Annotated in this window: 21 protein-coding genes and 1 pseudogene; 3 read left to right on the top strand and 19 right to left on the bottom strand. The window is 38.2% G+C overall.

The window, feature by feature from the left end; genetic code table 11:
* Nucleotides 1-6: 6 nt before the first annotated feature.
* Both ACSVDJ_RS03405 and ACSVDJ_RS03400 read right to left on the bottom strand, forming a co-directional pair.
* Nucleotides 7-1,947, bottom strand: coding sequence for a TOMM precursor leader peptide-binding protein (locus ACSVDJ_RS03405; protein ID WP_439170074.1), 1,941 nt, complete (start codon nt 1,945-1,947; stop codon nt 7-9).
* Complete coding sequence (locus ACSVDJ_RS03400) at nt 1,944-3,878, bottom strand: putative thiazole-containing bacteriocin maturation protein (RefSeq protein WP_439170073.1); 1,935 nt, start codon at nt 3,876-3,878, stop codon at nt 1,944-1,946. The genes ACSVDJ_RS03405 and ACSVDJ_RS03400 overlap by 4 nt, the downstream gene beginning before the upstream one ends.
* Nucleotides 3,879-3,964: 86 nt before the next feature.
* On the opposite strand from ACSVDJ_RS03400, the gene ACSVDJ_RS03395 reads away from it, so the two are divergent.
* Nucleotides 3,965-4,303 carry a hypothetical protein gene (locus ACSVDJ_RS03395; RefSeq protein ID WP_439170072.1) on the top strand — a complete coding sequence of 113 codons (339 nt, stop codon included), beginning with the start codon at nt 3,965-3,967 and terminating at the stop codon, nt 4,301-4,303.
* Between the two features lie 272 nt (nt 4,304-4,575).
* Here ACSVDJ_RS03395 and ACSVDJ_RS03390 read toward each other — a convergent pair whose 3' ends face one another.
* The 7 genes and pseudogenes from ACSVDJ_RS03390 to ACSVDJ_RS03360 all read right to left on the bottom strand — a co-directional run.
* On the bottom strand, nt 4,576-5,613 hold the full coding sequence (locus tag ACSVDJ_RS03390) for a FecCD family ABC transporter permease (RefSeq protein WP_439170071.1): 1,038 nt from the start codon (nt 5,611-5,613) through the stop codon (nt 4,576-4,578).
* Complete coding sequence (locus ACSVDJ_RS03385; protein WP_439170251.1) at nt 5,610-6,593, bottom strand: FecCD family ABC transporter permease; 984 nt, start codon at nt 6,591-6,593, stop codon at nt 5,610-5,612. The genes ACSVDJ_RS03390 and ACSVDJ_RS03385 overlap by 4 nt, the downstream gene beginning before the upstream one ends.
* A 300-nt stretch (nt 6,594-6,893) precedes the next feature.
* The gene (locus ACSVDJ_RS03380; RefSeq protein ID WP_439170250.1) at nt 6,894-7,208 is read right to left on the bottom strand and encodes a cupin domain-containing protein; all 315 of its coding nucleotides are present in this window, start codon (nt 7,206-7,208) and stop codon (nt 6,894-6,896) included.
* A 66-nt stretch (nt 7,209-7,274) separates the two neighbouring features.
* A complete protein-coding gene (locus tag ACSVDJ_RS03375; protein WP_439170070.1) occupies nt 7,275-8,255 on the bottom strand; it encodes an ABC transporter substrate-binding protein in 981 nt (326 codons plus the stop codon).
* Nucleotides 8,256-8,341: 86 nt separating this feature from the next.
* A complete protein-coding gene (locus ACSVDJ_RS03370; RefSeq protein ID WP_439170069.1) occupies nt 8,342-9,166 on the bottom strand; it encodes a helix-turn-helix domain-containing protein in 825 nt (274 codons plus the stop codon).
* Between the two features lie 269 nt (nt 9,167-9,435).
* A complete protein-coding gene (locus ACSVDJ_RS03365; protein WP_439170068.1) occupies nt 9,436-9,969 on the bottom strand; it encodes a YehS family protein in 534 nt (177 codons plus the stop codon).
* 196 nt (nt 9,970-10,165) lie between these two features.
* Nucleotides 10,166-10,393 (bottom strand): annotated as a pseudogene (locus ACSVDJ_RS03360) (tRNA-dihydrouridine synthase); the annotation flags it as partial.
* A 267-nt stretch (nt 10,394-10,660) separates the two neighbouring features.
* Here ACSVDJ_RS03360 and ACSVDJ_RS03355 point away from each other — a divergent pair.
* Complete coding sequence (locus ACSVDJ_RS03355) at nt 10,661-11,191, top strand: ECF transporter S component (protein WP_439170067.1); 531 nt, start codon at nt 10,661-10,663, stop codon at nt 11,189-11,191.
* A 73-nt stretch (nt 11,192-11,264) separates the two neighbouring features.
* Here the strand turns inward: ACSVDJ_RS03355 and mqo are convergent, their stop codons facing one another.
* Nucleotides 11,265-12,788, bottom strand: a complete 1,524-nt coding sequence (mqo, locus tag ACSVDJ_RS03350; RefSeq protein WP_439170066.1) for a malate dehydrogenase (quinone) — start codon at nt 12,786-12,788, stop codon at nt 11,265-11,267.
* Between the two features lie 437 nt (nt 12,789-13,225).
* Between mqo and ACSVDJ_RS03345 the strand changes: the two genes are divergently transcribed.
* Nucleotides 13,226-14,149 carry an aminoglycoside phosphotransferase family protein gene (locus tag ACSVDJ_RS03345; RefSeq protein ID WP_439170064.1) on the top strand — a complete coding sequence of 308 codons (924 nt, stop codon included), beginning with the start codon at nt 13,226-13,228 and terminating at the stop codon, nt 14,147-14,149.
* 101 nt (nt 14,150-14,250) lie between these two features.
* On the opposite strand, the gene ACSVDJ_RS03340 is transcribed toward ACSVDJ_RS03345, so the two are convergent.
* The 9 genes from ACSVDJ_RS03340 to ACSVDJ_RS03300 form a co-directional block, all read right to left on the bottom strand.
* On the bottom strand, nt 14,251-15,750 hold the full coding sequence (locus ACSVDJ_RS03340; RefSeq protein ID WP_439170063.1) for a hypothetical protein: 1,500 nt from the start codon (nt 15,748-15,750) through the stop codon (nt 14,251-14,253).
* Nucleotides 15,751-15,762: 12 nt separating this feature from the next.
* The gene (locus tag ACSVDJ_RS03335; protein WP_439170062.1) at nt 15,763-17,265 is read right to left on the bottom strand and encodes an AAA family ATPase; all 1,503 of its coding nucleotides are present in this window, start codon (nt 17,263-17,265) and stop codon (nt 15,763-15,765) included.
* Nucleotides 17,266-17,268: 3 nt separating this feature from the next.
* On the bottom strand, nt 17,269-18,306 hold the full coding sequence (locus tag ACSVDJ_RS03330; RefSeq protein ID WP_439170061.1) for a hypothetical protein: 1,038 nt from the start codon (nt 18,304-18,306) through the stop codon (nt 17,269-17,271).
* Nucleotides 18,307-18,889: 583 nt separating this feature from the next.
* Nucleotides 18,890-19,393 (bottom strand): hypothetical protein, encoded by a 504-nt coding sequence (locus ACSVDJ_RS03325; protein ID WP_439170060.1) that lies wholly within the window; start codon nt 19,391-19,393, stop codon nt 18,890-18,892.
* A gap of 160 nt (nt 19,394-19,553) precedes the next feature.
* Entirely contained in the window at nt 19,554-19,802 is a 249-nt protein-coding gene (locus tag ACSVDJ_RS03320) for a hypothetical protein (protein WP_439170059.1), read from the bottom strand.
* Between the two features lie 213 nt (nt 19,803-20,015).
* A complete protein-coding gene (locus tag ACSVDJ_RS03315) occupies nt 20,016-21,731 on the bottom strand; it encodes an ABC transporter ATP-binding protein (protein ID WP_439170058.1) in 1,716 nt (571 codons plus the stop codon).
* A gap of 161 nt (nt 21,732-21,892) precedes the next feature.
* Nucleotides 21,893-23,452, bottom strand: a complete 1,560-nt coding sequence (locus ACSVDJ_RS03310; RefSeq protein ID WP_439170057.1) for a helix-turn-helix domain-containing protein — start codon at nt 23,450-23,452, stop codon at nt 21,893-21,895.
* Nucleotides 23,453-23,829: 377 nt separating this feature from the next.
* The gene (locus ACSVDJ_RS03305) at nt 23,830-24,729 is read right to left on the bottom strand and encodes a cation:proton antiporter (protein ID WP_439170056.1); all 900 of its coding nucleotides are present in this window, start codon (nt 24,727-24,729) and stop codon (nt 23,830-23,832) included.
* Nucleotide 24,730: 1 nt separating this feature from the next.
* Nucleotides 24,731-25,129: a cation:proton antiporter domain-containing protein gene (locus ACSVDJ_RS03300; protein WP_439170055.1), complete on the bottom strand. Its 399-nt coding sequence runs from the start codon at nt 25,127-25,129 to the stop codon at nt 24,731-24,733.
* Nucleotides 25,130-25,174 lie beyond the last annotated feature (45 nt).

Raw genomic sequence — 25,174 nt, 5'->3', positions numbered from 1 at the left:
TACTGCTTATGGAAACGGATGTGGATGTGGATTGAGCTGTTCGAGTGTCAGCGGTTGCTTCGAATATCCAAGTTCCATTGGTACCCGTAGCACCCTCTCCAGCCCTGTTACTCTCGTCAAATGATGTCCGAATGTCATTGGCAACATTCCAGGAATTAGCACCTTCACGCAATATAGCCCGTTTCGTTTCGTTTCCGATGTCGATTGATCCACCACAATCACATCAAGATTCAATTGACGAAACTTCTGAAGAATATCCTTCAGATCATCGGTCAGATCTGCATGAGTGGACTTCCACTTGAATTCCTCGTCGAACGATCGCAACGGACGATTATCATCTAGTAAAAATTGCAGGCGTTTTTGCGCTTGCGGCAAACCGTACAACATCCCATGATCATCCATCTTCTGCACTAACGAAGGATCGTGCAGCATTCGCACAAACTGCTCTTGGTTCGTCTCTAATTTCTCGTCAAGGGTAAGCATCATCGCAGCTAACTCATGAATCGTACTTTTCACCGCTCGTACTGGATCAAGATGAGCTCCGGCCGCACAGATGAGATTCAATCCCTTTTGCTTCCTATTTTTCGCCAATGCCCAAACACTTGGAATTCCGTGCTCCATTGTCGAGTTATAAAAATACAGATCATATCCCCCCACTGCCCGTACACGGTCAATCATCAATTGTAACTCTTGATCGTTGGCCGTATAAGGGTCAAGGCGAGGTAGGGGCAGCTTTGCGTACCAAGTCATCAGAAACGAATCACGTTCTACTATTTCCAAAATACTATAGAAAATGGCTTCCTCTAGACTTCCTCCTAATGCGCATCCGTTAGAAGTTTCATAGACAAACCCTCTTCCGCACCCTAAGCTGTAATAGGCAAGCAATTCTGGAACTAAAATTGGACGCTCTTCCAACAGCGAATAGCCCCATACCCAGTTCATTGGGCGATCAGGATTAAACTGTTCAAATGGAAAATCAGGCTGTGCATACTGTTCCTTTGCGTGCACTCCTACTCCAATGGGGTTGAGGGCTTGATCTTTCAAGTTATTAAAACTATCGTAGACAACTGTCCGTTTCCCGCGGGGGGATATACCACAAGACCGCTCTAACCCCTCCAAAATAGCAGTTAACTCGCTTATAGCATATGAATGAGTCCGTCCTGCTACTCCCTCGTCCCCTGAGAATAATGGCAAATTTACACCTACATCAGCAAAAGGCGGTACAAAATCATACATTTTCTCATTCAAAACGCCCAGCCGATGATCCAGATAGTCTTTAACTAGAACTTTATTTAGATCGTTCATCGAACGGCAGCGGTAACTTCCTTCAATCTTACGGCTCGATTTTAGTGAAATTTGGGCTGCGGCTGGTGAGTCGTCAAGTATTTGACTACAAACTGGACATAATGGATCGGCCAGAAAAGTATGCGAGGAACTCTTTAATGTTTTCAGATTGATTAAACATACCCGTCCTTCCGAGTGGATCTCATCATCTTGCAATATCCTCTGTACCTCTGCACTAAGTAGGTAGGCGATTTGCAAAAGTCCCATGCTCGATGCCCATGCGTCACACGCCACTTCTCCGTCCTTCGCTAGCATTTGTTGCATTTCCCACATCTCTTTACGGTCGCGTCCCGCCATGAGAAGTCGCATGTCCGCACATTGAGAGCACCCTTGTGTATGTGGGCAAACTAGCGGGCCGACCACCCCTTCTCCAAATGAAACAAACCCTCGTAGCCAACGGATTCCAGCTGGACGTAACACCTCTTCTGCTTTTCGATGAAAAGAAGGCTTCCAGGCATCGTGCAGTACTAGAACTAAATCAGCCTCTTCAGGTACTCCTGCCTCGAAATCAACATGACGAACTACATGATATTGGGCTGACAATTCTCCATGCACGTAGTCAGCTAACCTTCCTTCTCCAACAATCACTACGGCTGCACTCACTGGGATTCCTCCTCACCTAGCAATATACCGTACGCACCTACTAGTTCCTTTTTCAAAAAGGGGTCCAATGCTAGTTCAAAAACAAAGAGCTTCTTGCGGTTCCTTTCCAATATTTTTATCGCGGACTGCAAGACTTCGCACTGAGGTGTTTCTTCACTCGTACGGATGACAAGGCGTTGCGGCTCCTTTTCTACCAGATACACAGACGAATCCGCCATCGCTTGCATCGTTTGACTTTTTCCATTCATAAGCGCCTGTTGTAACGCTTTTTGCAATGCCATAGTTGTATTCAAACCTACACTGCCATACCAGCGACCATTCGTACCGACCCATATCACAGGGAAACCAGATACTTCCTTTCCCAAACCTATGATTGGTGCACCCTGTATCGTAGTCAATGCCTGTAAATAATACTGGCAACGTTGATCTTCTACATCACTTACATGTATTCGAAAGACAACATTCTGCTGATCGGACAGTTGTTGTTTACGCAGTTCCTCGGTTAGACACTTTTGCAAGCCACGGCAAACACCTTCTGCCATTGTTTCTCCTGCTCCGACACCAACAAATTCCTCGTATTTCTGTTGTGAAGGAAGAGTCACAAGGAGCACTTCGACCATTCGCGACATATACGCTTCAATTCCAGATAGACCTGCTTCTTTCCGTGCCTTCTCATGTGTAAGCTCTGCACAAACAAAGCTTGGTAACAGCTTTGCAGGTCCCTCTGATAAAGGATCAACTACTTGAACACGACACTGTGCTAATGGTAACTGCCTTAAATCCTCTTCCTCTAAAATATGAAAAATACCGGATTTTGCTGATGTTAACTGGCTAAAGTATAGTAACAACTCGCTCGCTTCCTTGCTGCTCGAATGCTGTTTGAGCTGCCAATCCAAATCTTGAATCCATTCTGCCTTAACACGTCCGGTTACTAGCGGATGTGGCATGAACGGATGCCAATTTCCTTCCATCGTCTCTAGATCAAGCATAAAGAATTGATTCATCTGCTCTGATCTAGAAACTCTCGTAACGTTTTTAAATAACTCAAACACGATTACATTGGCCAACATCGCTCCCGCAGTGGAGGAGAAACTGTTTAATTGATCTTCATGACCAAACACAGGTTGGTGGATACTGCGCCATGCAGACTCCCAGCATCCTTCAGCGTCTGGATGAACTAAAGGCCCTGCCATCCCCACTTGTTTTAGAAATATAGCAGGGAGGAATAGTTTTTTCTCTTCTCTACAAACTTTATGAAGAGTTCGTAGTTCCTCGACATCACCATCCTGTGACACATACAATATTGATTCAAACGAATGCACAATCTCCCGCCAAGAACTTTCCCTCTCCTTTTTCAAGATGATCTGCTCTACTGCTATCTCAGGGTCCGTTTTGCGTGCATGTACGACAATTTCTTCTAACCGTTGCCGATTTGTCGGTACTGAATCCGTCATCAACACATGGAACTTAGGCAATCCAGATTCAATCAATGAAGAAACCAACGAGACAAACATTGGACCAGAGCCGATTGCCAACACCTTGGTCTGACGATAGAATTGAAAACGATACGCACCTGAATCGCTTAAATTTTCTAGAAACTCAATTTGAGAAGCATACTTTTTAAGAAACTGCTCCCCCAATTCATGTGGATGGTTTTGACTTACATCCCGAACAAACCCGTTTTTATAAAGCACTTCGGCAATTTCATACACACGATCTCGATATGGCTCCGGCAATCCATTTGTCAAATTCCCCAACGTGTACTCACCATTGAACATGGGGATTAGCTTATTCACCCATTGATCTATCGTACTGCCTTTCATATGAAACGAACTTACATTATTTCGAAAATACACACCTCTGTTTGGATCGGGGAGAAAAAAAGTATCTCTTTTCACTTTCAGACGCATAGAAGGGTTCAAATTTGTCATTCCGCTCCTCCTTCTTCATCTTTCCTCAAATCTAATAGCATCATCTTCCATTGCACTATCATCTTATGTATTGTAATTTGTCTCTTATGTCTAATCTTTCAGAGAAAAAACCCCTGCTGAAGGGGCTTTTCATTCGAAGGCTAGAATTATCGACCGCCACAGCGGCCACCGCAACGACCACCACAATTGCCGCTACAACGAAAGCAATTAGAACAACGGAAACAATTAAAGCAGTTAGAGCAACGAAAACAATTGAAGCAATTAAAGCAATTAAAACAGCTAAAGCAACTAAAACAGCGGAAAAAAACTCCAAGTTGGCGATCTTGATGATCCCAAGGGATAGCCTCATTCGCCTGAAAATCAGCAACATCCAACATTTGAAGATCATTCTGGAAATTATTCATATTTCATTCCTCCGTATTTAATTAATAAGATGTGCCACAAGATAAAAGCAACAAACGACTCAACTAATACTTCGAAGGCTTTCCTCAACAAAATATGAATTCTGCTTGGGTATTGTTACTAATGCGACTGCCTATTTTTAGAGACACAAGGACAGGTCCCTCGTCCCACTCTAAAAATAATGAGGGGACAAGCTGCCTATCGCCTTGTCCCCTCATTATTAATTCAGTCTCAATCATTGAAGCATCTAGTGACATCCGTAGCACTTTCCGTTCTTTCATCTAAATAGCTGATATTAATCTTTTAACTTAGCTAGTAAATATAAGAAGTATGGTGAGCCAATTACGGCTACTACGATACCAGCAGGAATTTCAGAAGGTTGCATAATCCAGCGACCGATCGTATCGGCAACAAGCAACAATAATGCACCTACTATAGCGGAAATCGGAATGACATATTCATGTTTATTGCCTACTAATCGTCTTGTTAAGTGAGGAGCAATGAGACCGACAAATCCAATACCACCACTTATGGAAACGCTGGCTGCCGCCATTCCAACAGCTGCAGCTAACAACACCCGTCTTTCTTTCTCCAAATTAGCACCGAGACCGATCGCTGTTTCATCTCCTAGATTTAGAACGTTAAGAACAGAAGATTTCGAATAAACAAATGGAATTAATATAACTAACCAAGGTAATATAGCAAGTACAAATGTCCAATTAGAACCCCAAATACTTCCGGCCAACCAAGTGGCTAAAAATTGATATCTTTCAGGATCAAGCTTTAACGTCAAAACAATTGTGAGTGCACTAATTCCCGCCGCAATCGCCACTCCTGTTAAAACGAGGCGAATCGGTGATATTCCTTCATTTCGTTTATAGGAGAGTATGTAAATGGCAATAGCTGCACCTCCAGCCCCCACAAAAGCTAGAATGGGCATCATAAATACGGGAGTAGCTGTCGTTGTCGAAAAGAACGAAATAAATAACATGACAGCTAAGCCAGCTCCTGCATTAATACCGATGATACCGGGATCGGCTAATGGGTTGCGAACGATTCCTTGCAACACCGTTCCAGATACTGCTAATCCCATTCCAACTAATAACGCAATGACCATACGAGGCAAACGAAAATCAAATAAAATTAATTCTTGCCGATCGGTCCCTTGACCAAATAATGTCATTATCACTTCTTTTGGAGCTAGTCGGATATGACCGGTATTTAAACTAATCAAAAAAGCTATACTAATGAATAAAATCAGTGTTAAAGCAACCAACCTTACCTGCTTCTCTTTCTTTCGTTGGCTTTTCTCTTTCCACTTTTTGTTTGTCATATTCCCTTCCCTCCTTTTCTCGCTAAATACAAGAAGAAAGGTACACCTAAAAGAGCAATTAATGCGCCGATTGGGATTTCATAGGGCCGATTGATAATACGCGCCCCTAAATCAGCTAAAACAACGAGTAACGCTCCTAACACCGCAGAGGTTGGGATAATCCAGCGATAATCATAGCCCACTAGACGACGTGTTAAATGCGGGACAATCAACCCAACAAAACTAACCGCACCTACCACAGATACAGCCGCTCCTGCTAAAATAAGGATAATGATCATGCCTAGTACTTTTACACGCCCCGTTTTCTCACCAAGGCCAACGGCGATCTCTTCTCCTAGACTTAATATTGTAATCGACCGCGACAACATCATCGCCCCTAAAAAGCCTAGCAATAACCATGGTGCTATTATTTTTAAATGACTCCACTTTGTTGCAGAAACACCACCCGCATACCAAAACGCTATATCTTGTCCAATTTCGTAGTATAGGGCAATCCCTTCACTTAGTGCACCTAATAACGCGCTGACTGCTGCTCCTGCTAGTACTAAACGGATTGGTGTTAATCCTTTTTTTGATAACGATCCAATACCGTATACAATCCCTGCCCCTAATCCTGCTCCTAAAAAAGAAAATAAGATTAAATATATGTACGGCAAACTAGGGAAAAAAGCAAAACAGATTGCCAGCATAAAAACAGCGCCTGAATTTAACCCGAGCAAGCCAGAATCAGCCAAAGGGTTGCGCGTCATCCCTTGCATTAATGCACCTGATATCGCAAAACAACTCCCGACAAAGGCTGCTCCAATGACACGTGGAAGGCGAAGTTCCCAAATAATTTGATGTTCTTGCGAATCGGGATTAAATTGGACCAATGCTTTCCAAACCGTTTTAAAATCTATATCTGCAGCTCCTAACGATATCGACAACATAAGGGAGAATAAGAGGACAAACGTTCCGCCTACTACAATCCATATCGCCATAATCGGACGTGCCGTTTCGTTTACCTTTCTTAATTGTTCATTTGATGATACCATCTGTTTATTCCTTTCTCATATAGCAGACTTTTATGATCTATTTCCTATGCCTCACACATCAAAAACAGTTCATAAGAGATTGTCTCCCATGAACTGTTTGGTATTCCTATCATTGCGGTGAAAGACTTATGTCTTTTTGACCGTATTTGATACAACGCCATTGGTGGGAAGAACTTCATGCCATCTGATGAACCTTATTCTTGTTGACGACTAAGAATGAGGTCTGCCAATTATCATTGGCTAGTGTTAGCTCTCTCTTTTAGGCTCCACCAACATGATGTAGGATTCCTTTTCGGCGAAAGGCTTATGCTCGACTCCTCCCGGGACAATAAACATCTCACCTTTAGAAATTCTTACCTGTCCATCACGAAAATCAATGAACATCTCTCCTTCAAGCACGAAAAACACCTTATCATCACCTTCATGATCATGCCACATAAAATCCCCATCAATTTTAACAAGCTTAAATTGACAGTCATTTATTTCACCTATAACTTTCGGAGACCAATAATCGTTAAGTTTAGATAGTTCGTCATTGAGTTGAATAGCTTGATAACGGATAATAATCACTCCTTATTTTTGACTTCCACTCTATCGTTACAGTAATCTAGGATAAACTTTTTAGAACTAGCGTAAAGATTTGATCATATTCTGCAAGGCATATTCGGTAGCTAATGGTCCACCAGTAATAGCGGAATTATCCATTAAATAGACATTGCCTTTCTTTACGGCATTCAGACCATTCCATACATTACTTTTTTCTAAGTCACTTATCAATTGTTCCTCTTTTGTAATGTCACCTATAAGAAAAATATGGTCTGCTTGAACAGTTGCAATCCCTTCAAACGAAGTAAATTCATTATTAGTACCTTTAAATGCCTTATCTGGTGTAAGGCCCAGTCCCTTTTCTTTATCAAACGCCAATGTATAGACAGGAGTCCCCTCACCTAGAACATTGAAGGTTTTTCCATCCCAAGACAATATAAGTGCTACTGACTCTCCTTCCATCGACTTTAATGATTCACGTCCCTTTGTGATTTCTTTCATCATATTATCAATTACTTTTTCCGCTTCGTCGTCTTTTCCAATAATCTCGGCTACTGTACGAAGTCCATATTGCCAATCTCCAAGGATGTCTTCCGTTTTTAACGTAATGACTGGCGCCACTTTTTCTAGGGAATCATACATCTCTTCATGATGTTCTGTTGCTAAAATATAATCAGGTTCAGCAGAAAGAATGTTTTCAACGTTAGGTGACACTTTATCCCCTAATTCCTCAGCTGAATCTAGCTTTCCTTTTAAATAAGATAAAGAAGATAAATACTCTTTCTCAGTAGTAGCCGCAGGTGGCTCACCTAGTGCAGTTAATATTTCAGGATAAAAATACCATAGTGAAGCTAATTTTTCTGGTTTTTCCTCAATCACAATTTCTTTACCTAATGCATCTGTAAATGTTCTTGGCCATTCAGTTGCATCTGTATTATTTTCTGCTGCTGATGTATTTTCTTTAGTTGATCCTTTATTTTCAGCAGGTGTTTCATCGCTGCAGCCTGCTAATATACCTACTACTAATAGTAAAGATACGAGCAGTCCTTTCATCTGTTGCATACTAAGCTCCTCCAATACAATGTGATCTCTCGCTTGTCGTTAGTATAGCAAAGCCATTTTTAGATTAGAATGGATGCTTGTTGAAGTTAGCATGGATTATTGATGAACTTCTCTCGATAATTAGTAGGAGAAATCCCAAATTGTTTCTTGAACACTCTACTAAAATAAAAAGGGTCAGTAAATCCAACAGCTTGTGCAATTTGTTGGACAGGTACACTACTTGTAAATAGCATTTCTTCCGCTCTGTTTAAACGGTATTTTAATAAATATTCTGCTGGTCCCATCCCTGCATGTCTTCTAAATACGTAAGAAAGTCGATTTCGATTCACGTTATTTTGTTCTGCAAGCGCTGCTATTGTATGACTTTCATAATAATATTCATGAATATAATTAGATACCCGTTCAAATAAAGTGTGTGATTCACAGTCATTTTGCCTATTTACACATAAAAAGACTTCATTCAGTACATCTCGAAACAGCATTTCGGTCTGAAACTTCGAAATCCCACCTGGCTGATTATACACATGCCAAAGACGCATAATTAATTCAATAAGACGAGGAGATTGTCCTGTTGGTAATTCAAAATGCTGATGAGAAAAACTGGACTCTTCTAGTTCTGAGTGACATATACGATATAAAACAAGGATGTATTCCCAGTTAGTTTTACCAAGCGTTTTTTGAGATAGTTTCATTTTCGCACCACCATGCACAACTTTCCCTGGCGAAAGGATATAAGGCTTTCCATTAAATGAAAACTGTATCCTACCTGTAAGCGGAAACACAAATCCAGGAAAAGCATCTGTATAGTCCGCGTTAGGCACACCTGGATCTTTAGCATATCGATATATTCCTTTCACTTGAAAAGGAGTGTGTGCAAAATGCTCCGCCAACTGATTCACGTTGAATTTCACATTGTATACCTCATTTCAATAATAGTTTGTAAACTCTTCTATACTAAGTTTTTTCTAATTAAACTATTATATATCATTTCAAATGATAATGATTATTACTTTCATATGCTGAAGGGTTTATTTTTCTGTCAACAGAACATGAAAATACAACTAAGCTGCTTTAAAACGCAATTGCCTTAACTAGAATAGGGTGACCCCCAAAATCGTTAAAAAACGACTTTTAGGGTCACCCTATTCGTTATTGGCTCTTTATCTTCATAAACGATTCCTTACCCTCTATACTTTACAGCTAGTCCCTTTAAGAAATTTCTTGCGTATCTATCACCGCACTCTTTGTAATTCTTATGGCCTTCTTTTCTTAATAAAGCGCTTAATTCTCCTTTTGTTACGATGACTCCTACGTCTTCTAATATATCAAGCATATCTTCACTTGTTAATGATAGTGCTATCTTCAATTTTTTTAGAACGAGATTATTAACACTTCCATTACTTTTTAAAGATATTGCTTGTCTATCCGGTTGCCCTGGTTTTGGATCTTGTTTTCCTCTTTTAAAAGTAATAAAACCATTCAAAAATGACTCTAACATCACATTATTGCATTTTATTTCGTAATCATTTTCAACTACATCACGATCATCGTCAAATTCATCATAGTAACTATTTTTTAATTTTGTCAGCATCTTTCGTACTTCCTCTTTTGTTACTTCAACGCCACCAAGTTTAAATATCTCCACCATATCTATATCTTTTATATCTAGAGCATATCTTACTCTAACTAATATATCATTATTGCTTATAGCCATTGTTTGTCCTCCTAAATGTTAGTTATTTATCCAGCAGTTAAAGCTCACCCTTTAACATGCCTAAAATTATTATATTAAGTATAAATTGTAAAGCTAATGCCCGCTAAATTAATACTTTAACACTTTAAAGATCTGTTTTATAGTCTTACCCGAATTAATTATCCCATCAACATTCTTTTCCAAAGTCATCAAGCGTAAGCTCTGCCATGCCAATACTCATTCGACTGAAATATTCAGAATTATCCCCCAAAATATGTGCCACCATTGGCTGTTCATCTTCTGTAAAAGTCAAACGGCCACGCACACTTTGCATACCTTCTGGATGACAATAGCTATCCGAATTTGTAAACTCTGTAAAAAATACATCCGGTCGACCAGCTTCACTTACTACGTGACGAAAAACAACATCTGTCACATCTTCCATCGGTGCAAGTACAAAAAATGGGCGTGGTAAATCACGTCAAAAAATATAAAACCAAATGTTCCACTTCTTTTACACTTATATCATGCTTAATAACTTATATCAAATCATCTTCTGCATCTCCATCATGACTTCTTTACATGCGTAAATAAATAAGATTAGGTATTTATTAAGCACTTGATTAAGAGTATGATAATATCTAACCGCTTTCACCGCTAAAGCAGTGAAATTCTATGGTTATAGTACACTTTTAAAGAAAGAGGTTAGCGCATGGATTCAACAGTCTCATCGACAGGTGCAACAAAGACGAAAACAAGATCACTCGTCATCAATGCACTTTTTATCACATTAACCCTAGTAGCGACGATGTTCATCAACATCAAGCTTCCTATTATGGGTAACGGAGGCCTCATCCATCTCGGAAATGTCCCTCTCTTTATCGCCGCGTTCGTTTACGGTAGAAAAACCGGAGCCATCGCAGGCGCGTTCGGAATGGCCTTATTCGATCTTTTCTCCGGCTGGACAATATGGGCACCGTTTACATTCGTCATTGTAGGCGCAATGGGGTATACAGCTGGTCTTATTTCTGAAAAAATGCCCGGCAAAAGAGCCGTCGTTTACACTCTTGCCATTGTCACTGCATTGGTGATCAAAGTCGTCGGCTATTACTTCGCTGAAGTGATCCTTTACGGCAACTGGATTCAGCCATTCGGCTCCATCCCAGGAAACGTCTTGCAAATCGTCATCGCTGGAATCATCGTCTTACCACTGGCGGGACGCTTAAAGAAAATTATTAAATAAAGGACAAATCCCTCGTCCCACCTAAATAAAAAAGGACCTCCCACCAAAAATGGGAAGTCCTTTTTTATTTCACTTATGATAATACACTTTCGCCTTCTGTTTGTGACGGCGAGTGTTGACTTAAACCGAGCGCCTGCTCTGTTGAAGTATGGATTTTGTCAATCAGCTCTGGGTGTTCTAGTAGTGACACGCCATAAGAAGGGATCATCTCTTTAATTTTCGGCTCCCACTCTTTCATGCGGTCAGGGAAGCACTTTTTGATGACCTCAAGCATGACAGAAACAGCGGTAGAAGCACCAGGTGAAGCTCCGAGCAAGGCAGCGATCGAGCCGTCAGCCGAGCTAACTACTTCCGTACCAAATTGAAGCGTTCCTTTGCCGCCCGCTTCCGTATCTTTAATCACTTGTACACGTTGACCCGCTACGACAATATCCCAATCCTCGCTCTCAGCATTCGGAATAAACTCACGTAACTCTTCCATACGCTGTTCTTTCGATAACATCAGCTGTTGGATCAAGTATTTTGTCAACGACATCTCTTTCACTCCTGCCGCCAATAACGTCGTAATATTATGCGGTTTGACAGAAGAGATTAAGTCCATATTTGAACCTGTTTTTAAAAACTTCGGTGAGAAGCCAGCGAACGGTCCAAATAACAATGATTTTTTGTTGTCGATATAGCGTGTATCAAGATGCGGAACAGACATTGGCGGTGCACCAACTGCAGCTTTGCCGTATACTTTTGCATGATGCTGCTCAACCACTTCTTGATTTTTACATACTAAGAATAACCCACTAATCGGGAACCCACCAATATGTTTCCCTTCAGGAATACCCGTTTGCTGTAGCAACTGCAAGCTTCCTCCACCAGCTCCAAGGAAGACAAACTTCGCTCTATGATATTCCATTTTACAACCAACGAGATCATGTACCTTTAATGACCATGAGCCGTCGCTGTTGCGTTTAATGCTTTCCACACTATGTTTATATTCGACATCGACATTTTGAGTTTGTAACTGCTCAAATAACATGCGTGTTAAAGCACCGAAGTTAACATCCGTTCCTGAGTCGATTTTCGTTGCTGCAATGCGATCACTTTCTGAACGATCTTGCATAATAAGCGGAATCCATTTCTTCAATGTTTCCGGGTCATCAGAAAATTCCATCCCTTTGAATAAAGGATTGCTCACCATCGCTTCAAAACGTCTCTTTAAAAACTTTACATTGTCTTCCCCTCGTACCATACTGACATGAGGGAGCGGCATAATAAAGTCTTGTGGATTGTTGATCAGCTTGTTATTCACAAGATGAGACCAAAACTGCATTGAAACTTGGAACTGCTCATTCACTTTAATCGCTTTCTTAATATCGATAGATCCGTCTGACTTTTCAGAAGTGTAGTTCAGCTCGCACAGTGCAGCATGCCCTGTTCCCGCATTATTCCATTCATTAGAGCTTTCTTCCCCTGCTTTTTCGAGCTTCTCAAACACTGTAATCTTCATACCTGGCACTAATTCTTTCAGAAGCGTTCCCAACGTGGCACTCATGATTCCAGCACCAATTAAGATAACATCTGACTTTTCTTCTCTGTTGCTCATCTTACCCATCCTTATCCCCTCAGATTTGCAGAAAGGATGCAGGCGCTCCTATGTAAACGTCACAGCAAGTCAGGGCACCATCTAGTCAAACACCTTTTCCGCATCAATTGTAACTAATTGTAGTATATCATTAATCATTTATAGTATATCATTATTACTTATAGTATAGCATTATTGTTGATACATTAAAACATCACCATTATAAGCTATTTAACAACTGATGGAAAGAGCGATTCTATCCACCTATGCGCTAAACAAAAGCTCTTCGCCCTGCTTCTTGCAAGGATTGCCGCCTTAGTGTGCCGCTATTTATCGTAATTATCCGTAAAATTAATAGTAAATTTTTTATTGATATTTGGTTATTAATTTCTAATCAATCGACATTTTTCATATTCAATTTTATGAAATTTAAAAGCAATGATGGAGGCATTTAATAAATGAACGATATAATACAGATTATTCAAGAAAGAGTAAAATCGCTTCAAAACGCTACAACAATTGAAGAATTACGAAAAGGCTATTCCCCTGATAAAAAATATGTAGTTGATGTTGGTCATAAGAAGTTATTATTACGAGTAGGTGATATAGAAAGTTATAAAAAGAAAAAAACAGAGTTTCAAATATTAAAAAACATGCAAAACCTTAAAGTTCAATCTCCTCACCCTATTGAGATGGGGATTATTGAAGAATTCAATTCCTGCTATAATATTTTTTCTTTTATAGATGGCGTAGACGGAAAAGATATGATCCAAACGCTTACAGAGGAAGAACAATATAAATCTGGAATCGAAGCCGGAACACAACTAGCTAGAATGCACCTATACAAAGCTCCTTCAACCATTAGAAATTGGTATGACCGAGCGATGGAAAAACATTATCGATACTTAAACGCCTACAAAGCTTGTGGCATAAAGATCAAAAACGATGAAAAAATTATTGATTTCATTGAAAAAAATAAACATCATATAAAAAAACGTCCTAATCAATTTCAACACGATGATTTTCATCTAGGGAATATTATTATAAAAGATAGGAAGTTTGCTGGTGTCATTGATTTTAACAATTTTGATTGGGGAGACCCGATTCACGACTTCGTAAAAGTAGCTTTATTTCAAAGAGAACAAAGTGTTCCATTCTCAATAGGACAAATTGCAGGATATTTTGACCAAAAGGTTCCAGAAGAATTTTGGATGCTGTATTCTATCTATTCCGCAATGGTAATCTTTGCATCAGTCGTATGGTCTTTACGATTTGTACCAGAAGAATTAGAAGAAATGATCGACCGATTATATGTTGTGCTAGAAGACAACAAAAATTTTGAAGTGTTAAAGCCTATGTGGTATGAGGTGAGTGATTGTTGAGTTAGTGAGTGGAATGGTTTGAGAGTATGCAAATGATGTTGATGAAATTGAGGCTATCCAGAAAATCAGTGAAAACTGACTTCCTGGATCCCCCCAAAAAACTACCAACTCAATAGACTTCTAACCCCACTCCAAACACTACTTACACTTGATTTAACTGTATTTCCAATAGATTTAACTACATCTTTAGCTACTTCACGAACTTTTTGAACACCTTTTACAACAGTTTCTCCAACTTTTGAGCCTGCCATATATCCTACTGTTCCGCCAATAAAGCCCCCAACAGCCGTACCTATTGGGCCAAATACAGTTCCAATAGTTGCTCCAACCATAGTGCCTTTAACACTGGCTGCAATTCCAGCAATTGTTGAAACAGTAACCTGTTCCATTTTATCAATTCCTTCTTTTACAGTAAGCTCACCCGTAGCGATTTTACCAATAATTTTTACATTTTCAATTGCTACGTGAGCAATATTTGCAATAGTTCCTGCTGGTGTACCTTTTGGGACAATAGAAATCAGCCCCTTTTCAGCACCTACCTTTATAGCTCCCGCTGCCGCTGCTTTAACTCCAAAGTCAGCACCAGATATCAAAGCGGTTTCTACAATCTCTTCCCCATCAATCGATTCTCCATTCCAAACTTTTTGAGCAACATTACATCCTACGCCCATTGCTGCACCCATCAATGCGGCCTGTCCAGCTTGTTTTCCAATTCCCATCGCTAAGTCTTTAGCCTGATATTCGTTCCAATTTAGATCATTCCATTTCCCACTTTGAGCTTCTTTTTGTAAATCCTTAGCAGACTGTTTTGAAAGTGGATTACTTCTTGTTCCATCTGGTGCCTCTAAGACGTTTGTTGAATTTTTAATATCAATCTCTTGACCATCTGGAACTAATTTTCTCTGACCTCTATAGTCACCCTTTTTAAAAGCATCTAGTGTACTCTCAGCATCCTTACAATATTTTGATTGATATCTTCTTACAACTTTGTCGTTACCATCAACAATCACAACATCTACAGAATTTTTAGTATAAACTTGTCCTTCTGACTGTAAAACTTTTGCTCTATACTGACTGCCAGTTGCCTCTGCGTTTAAATTAAATGTTTGAGCATGGTATTGTTCGGCTATAAATCCGTCTAGTTGCGGATTTAAATTTACTTCACCATTTTGAGTGACGATTGCTTCATATAAAGCATCATTCGCAGAACCTAGTACTGTATCTAAATTTTGAAGATATTTTGATGTTTCCTGAACACTTAGATGTGCAGTAGCCTTTTTAGTTTCAGATGCAAACCATGATTCCTTGCTACGACCAGTACTTATTGCTTGTTCAAGTGAAAGCTTTTTTTCTTCATTCACTTTTATTGTACTAATAATTTCAGTACTAATCTCTTGGATTTCCTGATTTGATTTCTCAGGAAGACTAATGTGCAATTCCATCGGTAGCCATTCCTCTAAAGACATACTATCTTTATGAGCGATATAGCTTTCCATGAATTTCTTTTGAATAGGCTTCAAATTTTCAGCATCATTTTCTGTTAAAAGGGGTTCAAACGTATCATCTATCAATAGAATCTCATTGTTTTTTACTTCAAGCATAACTTGACCTCCTTACTTATCATCAGCTTTACTCGCAGGCTTAATATCTATTTTGCTAATAGTATCTTTAATTTGTGAAATTTTTTCTTTTAGTGTGCTAGAAATAGATTTTGTATCCTTAATTGACATTTGTATATCTGCCGTAGTTACAGTCTTTTGTCCATCAATAAATGCATTTTCAATAGTGTCTTTCACTACAGCCTCCAAATCTGCACCATTAAAACCTTCTGTTTCTTTGATCAGAGCGATAGAATCGATATCTTTTGTCCACTTACCACGCTTCTTCAAATGAATATCAAGAATTTTACGTCGTTCTTCTCCATTAGGTAAATCGACAAAAAACAATTCATCAAATCGTCCTTTTCGTAAAAATTCTGGTGGCATCTTTGATATATCATTAGCTGTTGCTACAATAAATACCGTATTCTCTTTTTCTTGCATCCAAGTAAGGAACTGCCCAAACAGACGGGTTGTAACATCATTTCCACCGCCATCTCCACCGACACCTGAAAAGGCCTTTTCAATTTCATCAATCCACAGTACACAAGGACTAATAGCCTCTGAAAGCTTGAGTGCTTTTCTCATGTTGTCTTCAGATTCACCAACATATTTACCTAACAACCTACCAACATCAAGCCGAACAAGTGGGATTTCAAATAGTCCAGCGGTAGCTTTAGCCGTTAGGCTTTTTCCACATCCCGGCATCCCAATAATCATAATGCCTTTAGGAATATCTACTCCAAATTTAATTGCTTTATCCAAATTGCTGAAAATCTTAGCTTTTTTCTTTAACCATTCTTTAAGATTTTCAAGACCTCCAATGTCGTCAATTGTTTCCTTGAAATTCACAATTTCTAACATCCCTGACTTTTTAATAAACTGTTCTTTTTGCTTCAAGATTAATACCTTATCCTCTGCATCAATAAATCCTCCGTCTTGGTAAGCAAGGTTTAATATCTGTTTGATTTGGAACTCGTTTAATCCCTTAAAGGAAAGGGCAATTTCATTCATTATCTCCTGACCTATTTCAATATCAAGATCTTTTACAAATCTCTGGATAATATCCATTATTTCTTTATTAGTAGGTAAAGGAATATCAAAAACTGTTATATAGTTTTCTAACTCAAACGGAATGACAATTTTCGAGGACACAATGAAAATAGTTGCGTGATATTCATCACGATAGAGATTATCCTCGGCAATTCTTTTTAACAATGCGATTACTCTAGGATTACTTAATTGGTCATGAATATCTTTCAAAACAATGAATGTATCATTTTCAAATCCATCATCCATTGAGAGTTTCAAAAAATGCTCTAATTCGCATTCCATAACAGGACTCTTGGTGTAAAAATTAATTGTGCCCAGAGCATTGTTGAATTCAACGATCTTTGCTCCGTGTGAAACGTTAGTTAACGCTTCATCAATGACTTTAAAATCAAAATGATTGATATAAATAATGGGGTGCAACGCATCGATATATGAGGCTAAAACAGCTTCAGATTTATTTCTCATAAATTACACCTCCATATACAATAATTTATGATTTGCATTATTACTCTTATAGTCAATACCATCCAAAATGATAAAGTTATCATTAATATCTGCGCTCCCTAAATCTCCACCAGATTCTCCCGCACTTCTTATAAAGTTTCCCCTTTCCATTTTTAAAATCATGTATTTCTTCTCTTTTGTCTCAACGTCTTTCCAATACCCATCTGTAACCCCAGCAAAAAACTTTAAATTGTCACCTAACATTTCCATTAATTTATCGTTTGTAGAAAGTAAATTGCAAATTAGCCTATACATCTCTTTTTTATCTGAATTTTCATCTGTATCCTTTAAAACAGTACCGTCTTCATTTATAGTAATCTGTGGCAAATATTTTTTTCTCATATTATCATTCATTAACATTAGCCTATACATCTCTTCTTCATCTGAATTTTTATCTGTATCCTTTAAAACAGCACCATCTTCATTTGCAGTAATTTGCGGCAAATATTTTTTTCTCATATTATCATTCATTAACATAACAAACACGGCCATTGGTGCATTGTTCAAAAATGTATAAAATAAATTACGATAATCCATTTCATACAAACTATTGTAATTAGCATCTATTTCTTTAACCGCGGCTTTTATCTTTGTAATATCATTTTTATTTCCAACGATAGTATCAACAAGCTTCATATACCCTGCGTGGTAGTCATCTATTATAGTAGATAACTTGAAATTTAGTTTCTTATATCCATCCAACAGAATCCCTTTTTCTTCCTTATATCGTAATATATATATATTTTCTTCCATCGAAATCAAATCAGTCTCAATTTCAAAAATTTTAATCAATTCTTTTACCAAATCTAATGTATCTAATCCTTGAAGTTTTTCTACTTTTTCTAGTTCTTCATCATATCCACGTACGCTTAGCCAACGTTGAAGAAGCTTATTATTAAAATAAGTAATAACATCCTCAATAGAAAAGTTATTCTGCAAATCATCGAGTGTTCTTACTGGCTTTCCATCACAAATCAAATTGAATTTTATTGTTTTAGCCATATATTTTTCCTCCACTTTTCTTTTATTTTAAGCAAATCGAGTTTCCTTGACTCCTTAACCACACATCAATTCCATTACCATAAACCTCAGCCTCAATGGTATATACTCCATTTTTCTCTACAATAACTTCCTCCGTTGGTAACCTATCCAATACAACTTCTATTTTTTTACGAATATGGTCCTAGTCTTTTTTAAGATCTCCAGATTTTCCTCCTCTATCATAGCAACTTCTGCGACAATTAAGTCTTAAGTCCCTTCAATAAGAGAATGAAGTTTAAATCCATTTATAGATTGTTATTTCTGGAGCACCCTATTCGCTAGGTAATTAGCTAGCGAATATACCTGAATGATAAAGCTTGACCATGGTTTGTTTAAATTCGTGACTGTATCGTTTTTGTTTCAAAACTAGAGACATCCTCTCGTTCATTTCATCATCATAACCTAATTGAGGTATATCCATATATCTATACTACATCCAACTATCTTTCTATAAATAAATTTTTCATAAGCCAGTAGATTCATTTGAACCACTCTATCTCCCAGTGACAGAACTGGGCTCAACTTGAAAAATGATACTATGTACTTATAACCTATTCATCCAATCACGATCCACACGAATGGTATTAGAAATATCCTCAATTTTATCGGCTCGATCACTTCCGTACAGCTGCAAGTATTTGTGATTTTTGATATATACTACATTCAATCTTTTTGTCCCATTAAAATCACCATAGATATTAATGCACTGTCCAACTTGGTCAGCATCCGCTAGTACTACTTCATAGCGATCCGTTGTTCCTTTCATCGCTGAACAAACAAAAGCAAAGCGTACGTCCTTTCCTTCTTCCAATAAACTTCTTATTTCTTGAATTTCAGCCTCTGTAAAAGAAAAGTTCCAATTAATGCGATCTAAATTGTTCACGTTTTTTAATCGATACTTGGCGTAAATGTAATAACTGCCGCGATTTGTATCGATTTGATAAATATTTCTTTTATCACTTTCCCCAACCAAAATAGGCGGATTGCCTGAATTGATTAGTACAGATAATAAAGCCCCATATTGAAAATCCGCTTTCCTCACTTGCATATGATCCCCCTCTTCCACTAATGAAACTTTTTTACTATTCCCCTTTCAATATTACTACATTTTCCAAATGAAAAGTAATCATTTTATTCCAAAATAAAAAAGCAGATACCCAATAAAAGCATCTACTTAAAGTTAATTTAATTCTAGCTTCGTCGCCGGATTACAAGAAACACAAACGTCTTTTTTGAATGTATCGGTATACTAATTGATTTTGAAGTGTTATCGGTGGAATATTGAATTCTTTCGCCAATTGATTCACTTGCAATGGTGAATCATAGGCTGTATCTATTTTTTCTTTCACTTTATGTATGCAAGCATCAGGACAAAAAGTAATCTCCTTCCCTAACTCATCATTCACACAATGTGATAAAAACTCTAAAGCTTTTGATTTCAATAGAAAATACTTCATAACATTTTCCTCATATTGCACCATAAGTTGCGTTTTGAAAATGGATCGATAACAAAAGACATAGCAACGAACAGACTAAGCTTTCAAGATATTGTTCACTTACTGGCAAAGGTTGAACATAAAAAAGGGTCAGTTCCTTGTCGCTTTAATGCATTGGGGGACTGACCCTCTTTATATTTTCACGTTAACAAACGCTACATCATTTTTAACCCTTTACCTCTCATATTGCGCGCGGTGCAATCGACTATACGTCCCACCACTCGCTAGTAGCTGCTCATGTGTACCTTGTTCTTCTACACCCGCTTTTGAAATGACTAAAATACGGTCGGCATTTTTAATCGTTGCTAAACGATGCGCAATAACGAGTGTTGTACGCCCTACGGATAACTCTGTTAAAGCCTGTTGAATTGCCGCTTCGGTTTCAGTGTCTAATGCTGATGTGGCTTCATCTAAAATTAAGATTGGAGGGTTTTTTAAGAACATGCGCGCAATGGACAGACGTTGTTTTTGTCCGCCTGATAATTTAACGCCGCGCTCACCGATTAATGTATCCAAGCCATCCGGCATTTCTAAAATTAAGTTTTCCATCTGCGCTTGACGTGCTGCATGCCAAATTTCATTCTCTGTAGCATCTAGTTTGCCATACGCAATGTTTTCACGAATCGTACCATCAAATAAAAATACGTCTTGTTGGACAATACCAATGTTTTTCCGTAGTGACTGCAGCGTCATATCACGGATATCAATGCCGTCAATTGTAATGCTGCCGGCTGTTACATCATAAAAACGCGGCAGTAAGTTGCAAATCGTCGTTTTACCGCCTCCTGATGGGCCAACTAACGCCACTGTTTCACCGTGCGCTACCGAAAAGTTAATATTTGTTAGTAAAGCCTCATCTTGTTCATAAGCAAAATGCACATTATTATATCGAATCGTACCTTTAACAATTTCAATGTCTTTTGCGCCTTCACGATCTTCCACATCAGGCGGTGTATCAAGCAGTTCTTGATAACGTCTAAATCCTTCTACACCTTTTGGATAGGTTTCGATAACTGAGTTTATTTGCTGAATGGGGCTCAAGAAAATATTCGATAAGATGACAAATGCCATAAACTCCCCAAATGTCATAGATTGATTAATGACGAACCAAGTACCGCAAGCTAGAACGAAAATGGAAATACCCTTCATCAAAATATGGCTAATTGAAGCGTTCCACGCCATCACGCGATACGTCACTAATTTAGTGCGACGGAAGCGATCGTTATTTTCTGCATAACGATCGATCTCATGATCTTCGTTACCGAAAGCTTGGACGACGCGAATACCGCTTACATTATTTTCAACTCGTGCATTAAAGTCGGCAATATCTTTAAACATTTGTCCAAACGCCACCGACATTTTTCGACTAAAGTAAATGGATAAGCAAATTAAAAATGGAACGATAATAAATGTTAAAATAGCTAATTTCCAGTTAATCGACAACATTAATCCGAATGCACCAGTTAAGGTCATGACTGCGATAAATAAATCCTCGGGACCATGATGAGCAATTTCACCGATATCCATTAAATCATTCGTCATACGCGATACGAGATGACCTGTTTTATTGTTGTCAAAAAAGCGAAATGATAATTTTTGTACGTGGTCGAAAGATTTCTTTCTCATATCTGATTCGATGTTAATCCCCAATTTATGCCCATGATATGTAACGATAAAGTGAAAAACTCCACTCAATACATAAATCGCAAGCAGTCCAATACAAGCGAGTATAATGGTTCTCCAGTCACCTGTTGGCAATAAATCATCAATCACGCGATTCAACGCTAACGGAAACGCTAACTCTAACAGTGCCGCAATAATAGCACTTGAGAAATCCGCAATAAACAGCCACTTGTACGGCTTGTAATAGGCGAAAAATTGCCTAATCATCGTCATAACCTCCTCACTCCTTTGAACGTACTAATAAAAAAACTACGCCTCTATTTTTCAGCGTAGCGTTATTGACTCCTATCACTGAATTTGATAATCATTATCAAAAAAATGATAGCAATCTCCTTATTAATTTACTATAGACAATTCTCATAACTTCTTTATAGATAAATATCAGATTTTCTTTTACCAAGTAAATAATCCATTTGAATGGTAAGTTGCTCTTCTAAAGCTACACCTTCACTAGACCAAAAATCCTCCAGTCTTAACATATGAACTTTTTGTCGTTTCATCGCAGGTAAACTTTGCCATACTTGATTAAAGAAACGGTGCTCTTGTTCCTTGCAATGCACGACGACAAACATCTCATCTGCTGCGTAGAGCGGTAATTCACTTTCTTCAATCAGTTTCGCTCGGTCAGGTAATAATACCTCTTTTTCAATATAAGCATTCGGTTGTAGTTTTAACATTTCATAAATATTATAAGCGCCTCTAGAGTTTGAACGCCAAATTCCAATGCGTCCATGGTTCCGTAGTTCATATACACCTACAGTAGTTTTTGGATGCAAAACAGACTTTAATACATATTTCGCTTCCTTTATTTTTTGTTCATATTGCTTGATCCATGCCTCCGCCTGTGCCTCGCGTCCAACTAATTTCCCTATCATGCGTACTTCTTCTAAACGATCATATGTATCCCATTCTAAAGCAACTACTGGCGCAATTTTTTCTAAATTACGTATGTAGGATTTATTCGGGTACTCATGGACTGAAGCAATAATTAAATCTGGTTTCTTATCATTCCATGTTACCTCTTCTCTCAACCAATCATCCGAAAGCGAAACAGCACTTTCTACATGAGGTCGAATCACATCTGGCAAATTATAATAAGCAGACAAAACAGCAGTTGGCTTAATTCCTGTCGCAAGTAATGCCCCTGTAAATTGTAATGTTACAATATGATTAAGACGAGTAGGATCTCTAAATTTACTCGGAGCCAACCCAACTTGCTGACTAAATTTACGGCTTAAATATAAACTATCTCGATAACCTACATTTCTAGCAACTTCTTGAATTGTTTGTGAAGAACTTAATAATAATAACTTTGCTTTCTCTAAGCGAATATGCGATAGAAATTCATTAAATCCCCAGCCAACTTCTTTTTTAAAGCTCTCTGAAAAATAATTGGCATTATAGCCAAACCGTTTAGCCACTAGATCACGTGTTAAATTATGATGTGCATACTTTTTAACATACTGCACAATATCCTCAAAAGTATGTTGCTTCGCATGGCGCTCATATCCCTCATATACGTTATTTATTTGCAGTAACAACGTTTGAAAATTATATATCGTATTGCTCTTCTGTAGAGCTGCTAAAGCGGCGACAACAGCATGAGTGACACCTCCATAACAAATAAATTCATGGATAAAACGTAAAGGGTCCACTTCGTAAATTAATTGCGACCCTTGCTTTACTAAATGATAATTTTGAAAACGCACAAGAGTATATTCTCCATGTAACACATTAATGTGAATTTGATTACGTGCCTGAATGACAAGTAAAGAATCACTCATTAAGTGAAAGGTACGACGATCTACTATTGCTTCCACTTCTCCCTCCGCTACATAAATGATAATAGCTTGATCCTGTTGAATGATTGTGTTCTCTCCACTGACTTCGACATCATCTACGGCATACATATGTTGTTGAAAATTCATTACTCTCTCCTAGTTGATTATTATTATCAATAATATTAACAGTACCCTTTGCGAATCGTAAAGCGGATACAAGCCTTTGAGTTCAGCTTGAAGGTCGCTTTTGTTCATCCACTTGCTATGAATCCGGTAATAATACCGAGCCAGCCGCACCAAATCATTCCGCAAATTCGACATCGCTGTGCCCCTCACGCTCCTTGATTACGTTAAAAAATTAAGAGCACCTGCCTAAAACAGATGCTCTTACTGTTACTTTTGTTTTTCTAATAAAGAAGCAGATAGAAAGTCGAAGAAACTGCTCGTAAGGTCAAAAAAACCTCCAGAAAATCAGTGAAAACTAACTTTCTGGAGGCTTCTTTCATTCTATTAATAAACTATAATTAATTATCTTTCCTTCGATCTGGAACTAAATTCTCATCTCCTGGCATTAGTCGCCATTTCTTTTTTAGAACGATACGGAACCAAACACCAGGTAAGAATGAAGTCATTAATGCCAACATAACGAGGACGGCAAAAAACTCCTGATTGACAATCCCTGTTGAATATGCGATAGAAGCGAGGACAATTCCTGGACCTCCACGATCATTGATGGCGATGGCAAGATTGAGACTAGTTAAATGATCCTGCTTAATCATCCTTGATGTTAAATAAACGGATAGAGTTTGAACGAAACAAGCAAATAAAAGAAAACCAAGGAAATAGAATGGATTAAAGTGTTTAATAAGATCTAATTGTAGCCCGACAATCGCAAAATATAGTGGAATAAACCAAGCAAAACCAACTTTTGAAACGATATACTCAACTTTATCCACTTCATCTGTTGGAATGGATAGTTTGATCATAATACCGGCGAGAAGTGCTCCAAAAATCGTCTCTACACGAAGATACCCTGCAAGTGCAGCTAACATGAACATGGTAAATAGGAAATATCCGAGATGGGATGCTTGAAAAAAGAAATTATTTTTAAAAAATGTGAAGCGATTAAATAAAAAGTGTGCAGTTAAAAGTACTCCGCCAATAAAACCAAGGTTTATTAATATCGTTTTCAGTCCTAAACTAAATGTAACAATACCTTCTTGGCTTACTATTGCTGTTGCATATCCTAAAGCGACCCATAGAATAATATCGTGTATACCAGCACACGCGAGCACTATTTTGGCAAATCTAGTGCGCATAATTCCTAAGTCGTTAAATATTTTTGATATAACGGGTATAGATGTAACCGCAATAGATACAGCAATAACAATCTTGATTGCAAGCGGACTGTTTGCTTTTCCCATATTAAGAAGCAACATTTAATAGATCAGCAGCAAACCAACCTACAATAAATGCTGGAATGGTTGCCCCTATAACTAATGCAGAAGTAATCTTAACATCTTCTTTATTAAATTTTGTCTGGAACTTCAAACCTGAACTAAACATGAGCATAAGTAAGCCAATTTGATAGAGGAGTCCAAATAACTTACCTTCTTCATCGAAACCTAAAAACATCCATTGGAAAATGTCAGGGAAAAAATAACCTAACAATGTTGGTCCAAGAACAAGACCTGCCGATATTTCACCGATAACTCGAGGAATCATAATACGTTCTGCTAAAAAACCCAATAGGTGAGCTACAGCTAATAAGCAACCCATCGCAAACAAAAAATGAGCGATATCTACACTCTGTATACTAAACAATAAATTTTGCTCCCTTCTCCATACCAATTTATATACGTTATGTAA

Source organism: Bacillus sp. Hm123 (genome assembly GCF_051842975.2).
GTDB lineage: Bacteria > Bacillota > Bacilli > Bacillales > Domibacillaceae > Bacillus_CE.
Note: the sequence above shows the minus strand (reverse complement) of the source record. Positions and strands in the feature narration are given on the sequence as shown.

What these genes read in the sequence shown, in the direction of transcription:
- ACSVDJ_RS03340 (WP_439170063.1), bottom strand. Translation starts at nt 15,750, where the DNA reads ATGCTTGAAGTAAAAAACAATGAGATTCTATTGATAGATGATACGTTT.
- ACSVDJ_RS03365 (WP_439170068.1), bottom strand. Translation starts at nt 9,969, where the DNA reads ATGGCTATAAGCAATAATGATATATTAGTTAGAGTAAGATATGCTCTA.
- ACSVDJ_RS03310 (WP_439170057.1), bottom strand. Translation starts at nt 23,452, where the DNA reads ATGAATTTTCAACAACATATGTATGCCGTAGATGATGTCGAAGTCAGT.
- ACSVDJ_RS03355 (WP_439170067.1), top strand. Translation starts at nt 10,661, where the DNA reads ATGGATTCAACAGTCTCATCGACAGGTGCAACAAAGACGAAAACAAGA.
- ACSVDJ_RS03330 (WP_439170061.1), bottom strand. Translation starts at nt 18,306, where the DNA reads ATGGCTAAAACAATAAAATTCAATTTGATTTGTGATGGAAAGCCAGTA.
- ACSVDJ_RS03395 (WP_439170072.1), top strand. Translation starts at nt 3,965, where the DNA reads ATGTCTAATCTTTCAGAGAAAAAACCCCTGCTGAAGGGGCTTTTCATT.
- mqo (WP_439170066.1), bottom strand. Translation starts at nt 12,788, where the DNA reads ATGAGCAACAGAGAAGAAAAGTCAGATGTTATCTTAATTGGTGCTGGA.
- ACSVDJ_RS03385 (WP_439170251.1), bottom strand. Translation starts at nt 6,593, where the DNA reads ATGGCGATATGGATTGTAGTAGGCGGAACGTTTGTCCTCTTATTCTCC.
- ACSVDJ_RS03390 (WP_439170071.1), bottom strand. Translation starts at nt 5,613, where the DNA reads ATGACAAACAAAAAGTGGAAAGAGAAAAGCCAACGAAAGAAAGAGAAG.
- ACSVDJ_RS03325 (WP_439170060.1), bottom strand. Translation starts at nt 19,393, where the DNA reads ATGCAAGTGAGGAAAGCGGATTTTCAATATGGGGCTTTATTATCTGTA.
- ACSVDJ_RS03315 (WP_439170058.1), bottom strand. Translation starts at nt 21,731, where the DNA reads ATGATTAGGCAATTTTTCGCCTATTACAAGCCGTACAAGTGGCTGTTT.
- ACSVDJ_RS03305 (WP_439170056.1), bottom strand. Translation starts at nt 24,729, where the DNA reads ATGGGAAAAGCAAACAGTCCGCTTGCAATCAAGATTGTTATTGCTGTA.
- ACSVDJ_RS03345 (WP_439170064.1), top strand. Translation starts at nt 13,226, where the DNA reads ATGAACGATATAATACAGATTATTCAAGAAAGAGTAAAATCGCTTCAA.
- ACSVDJ_RS03400 (WP_439170073.1), bottom strand. Translation starts at nt 3,878, where the DNA reads ATGACAAATTTGAACCCTTCTATGCGTCTGAAAGTGAAAAGAGATACT.
- ACSVDJ_RS03335 (WP_439170062.1), bottom strand. Translation starts at nt 17,265, where the DNA reads ATGAGAAATAAATCTGAAGCTGTTTTAGCCTCATATATCGATGCGTTG.
- ACSVDJ_RS03320 (WP_439170059.1), bottom strand. Translation starts at nt 19,802, where the DNA reads ATGAAGTATTTTCTATTGAAATCAAAAGCTTTAGAGTTTTTATCACAT.
- ACSVDJ_RS03375 (WP_439170070.1), bottom strand. Translation starts at nt 8,255, where the DNA reads ATGCAACAGATGAAAGGACTGCTCGTATCTTTACTATTAGTAGTAGGT.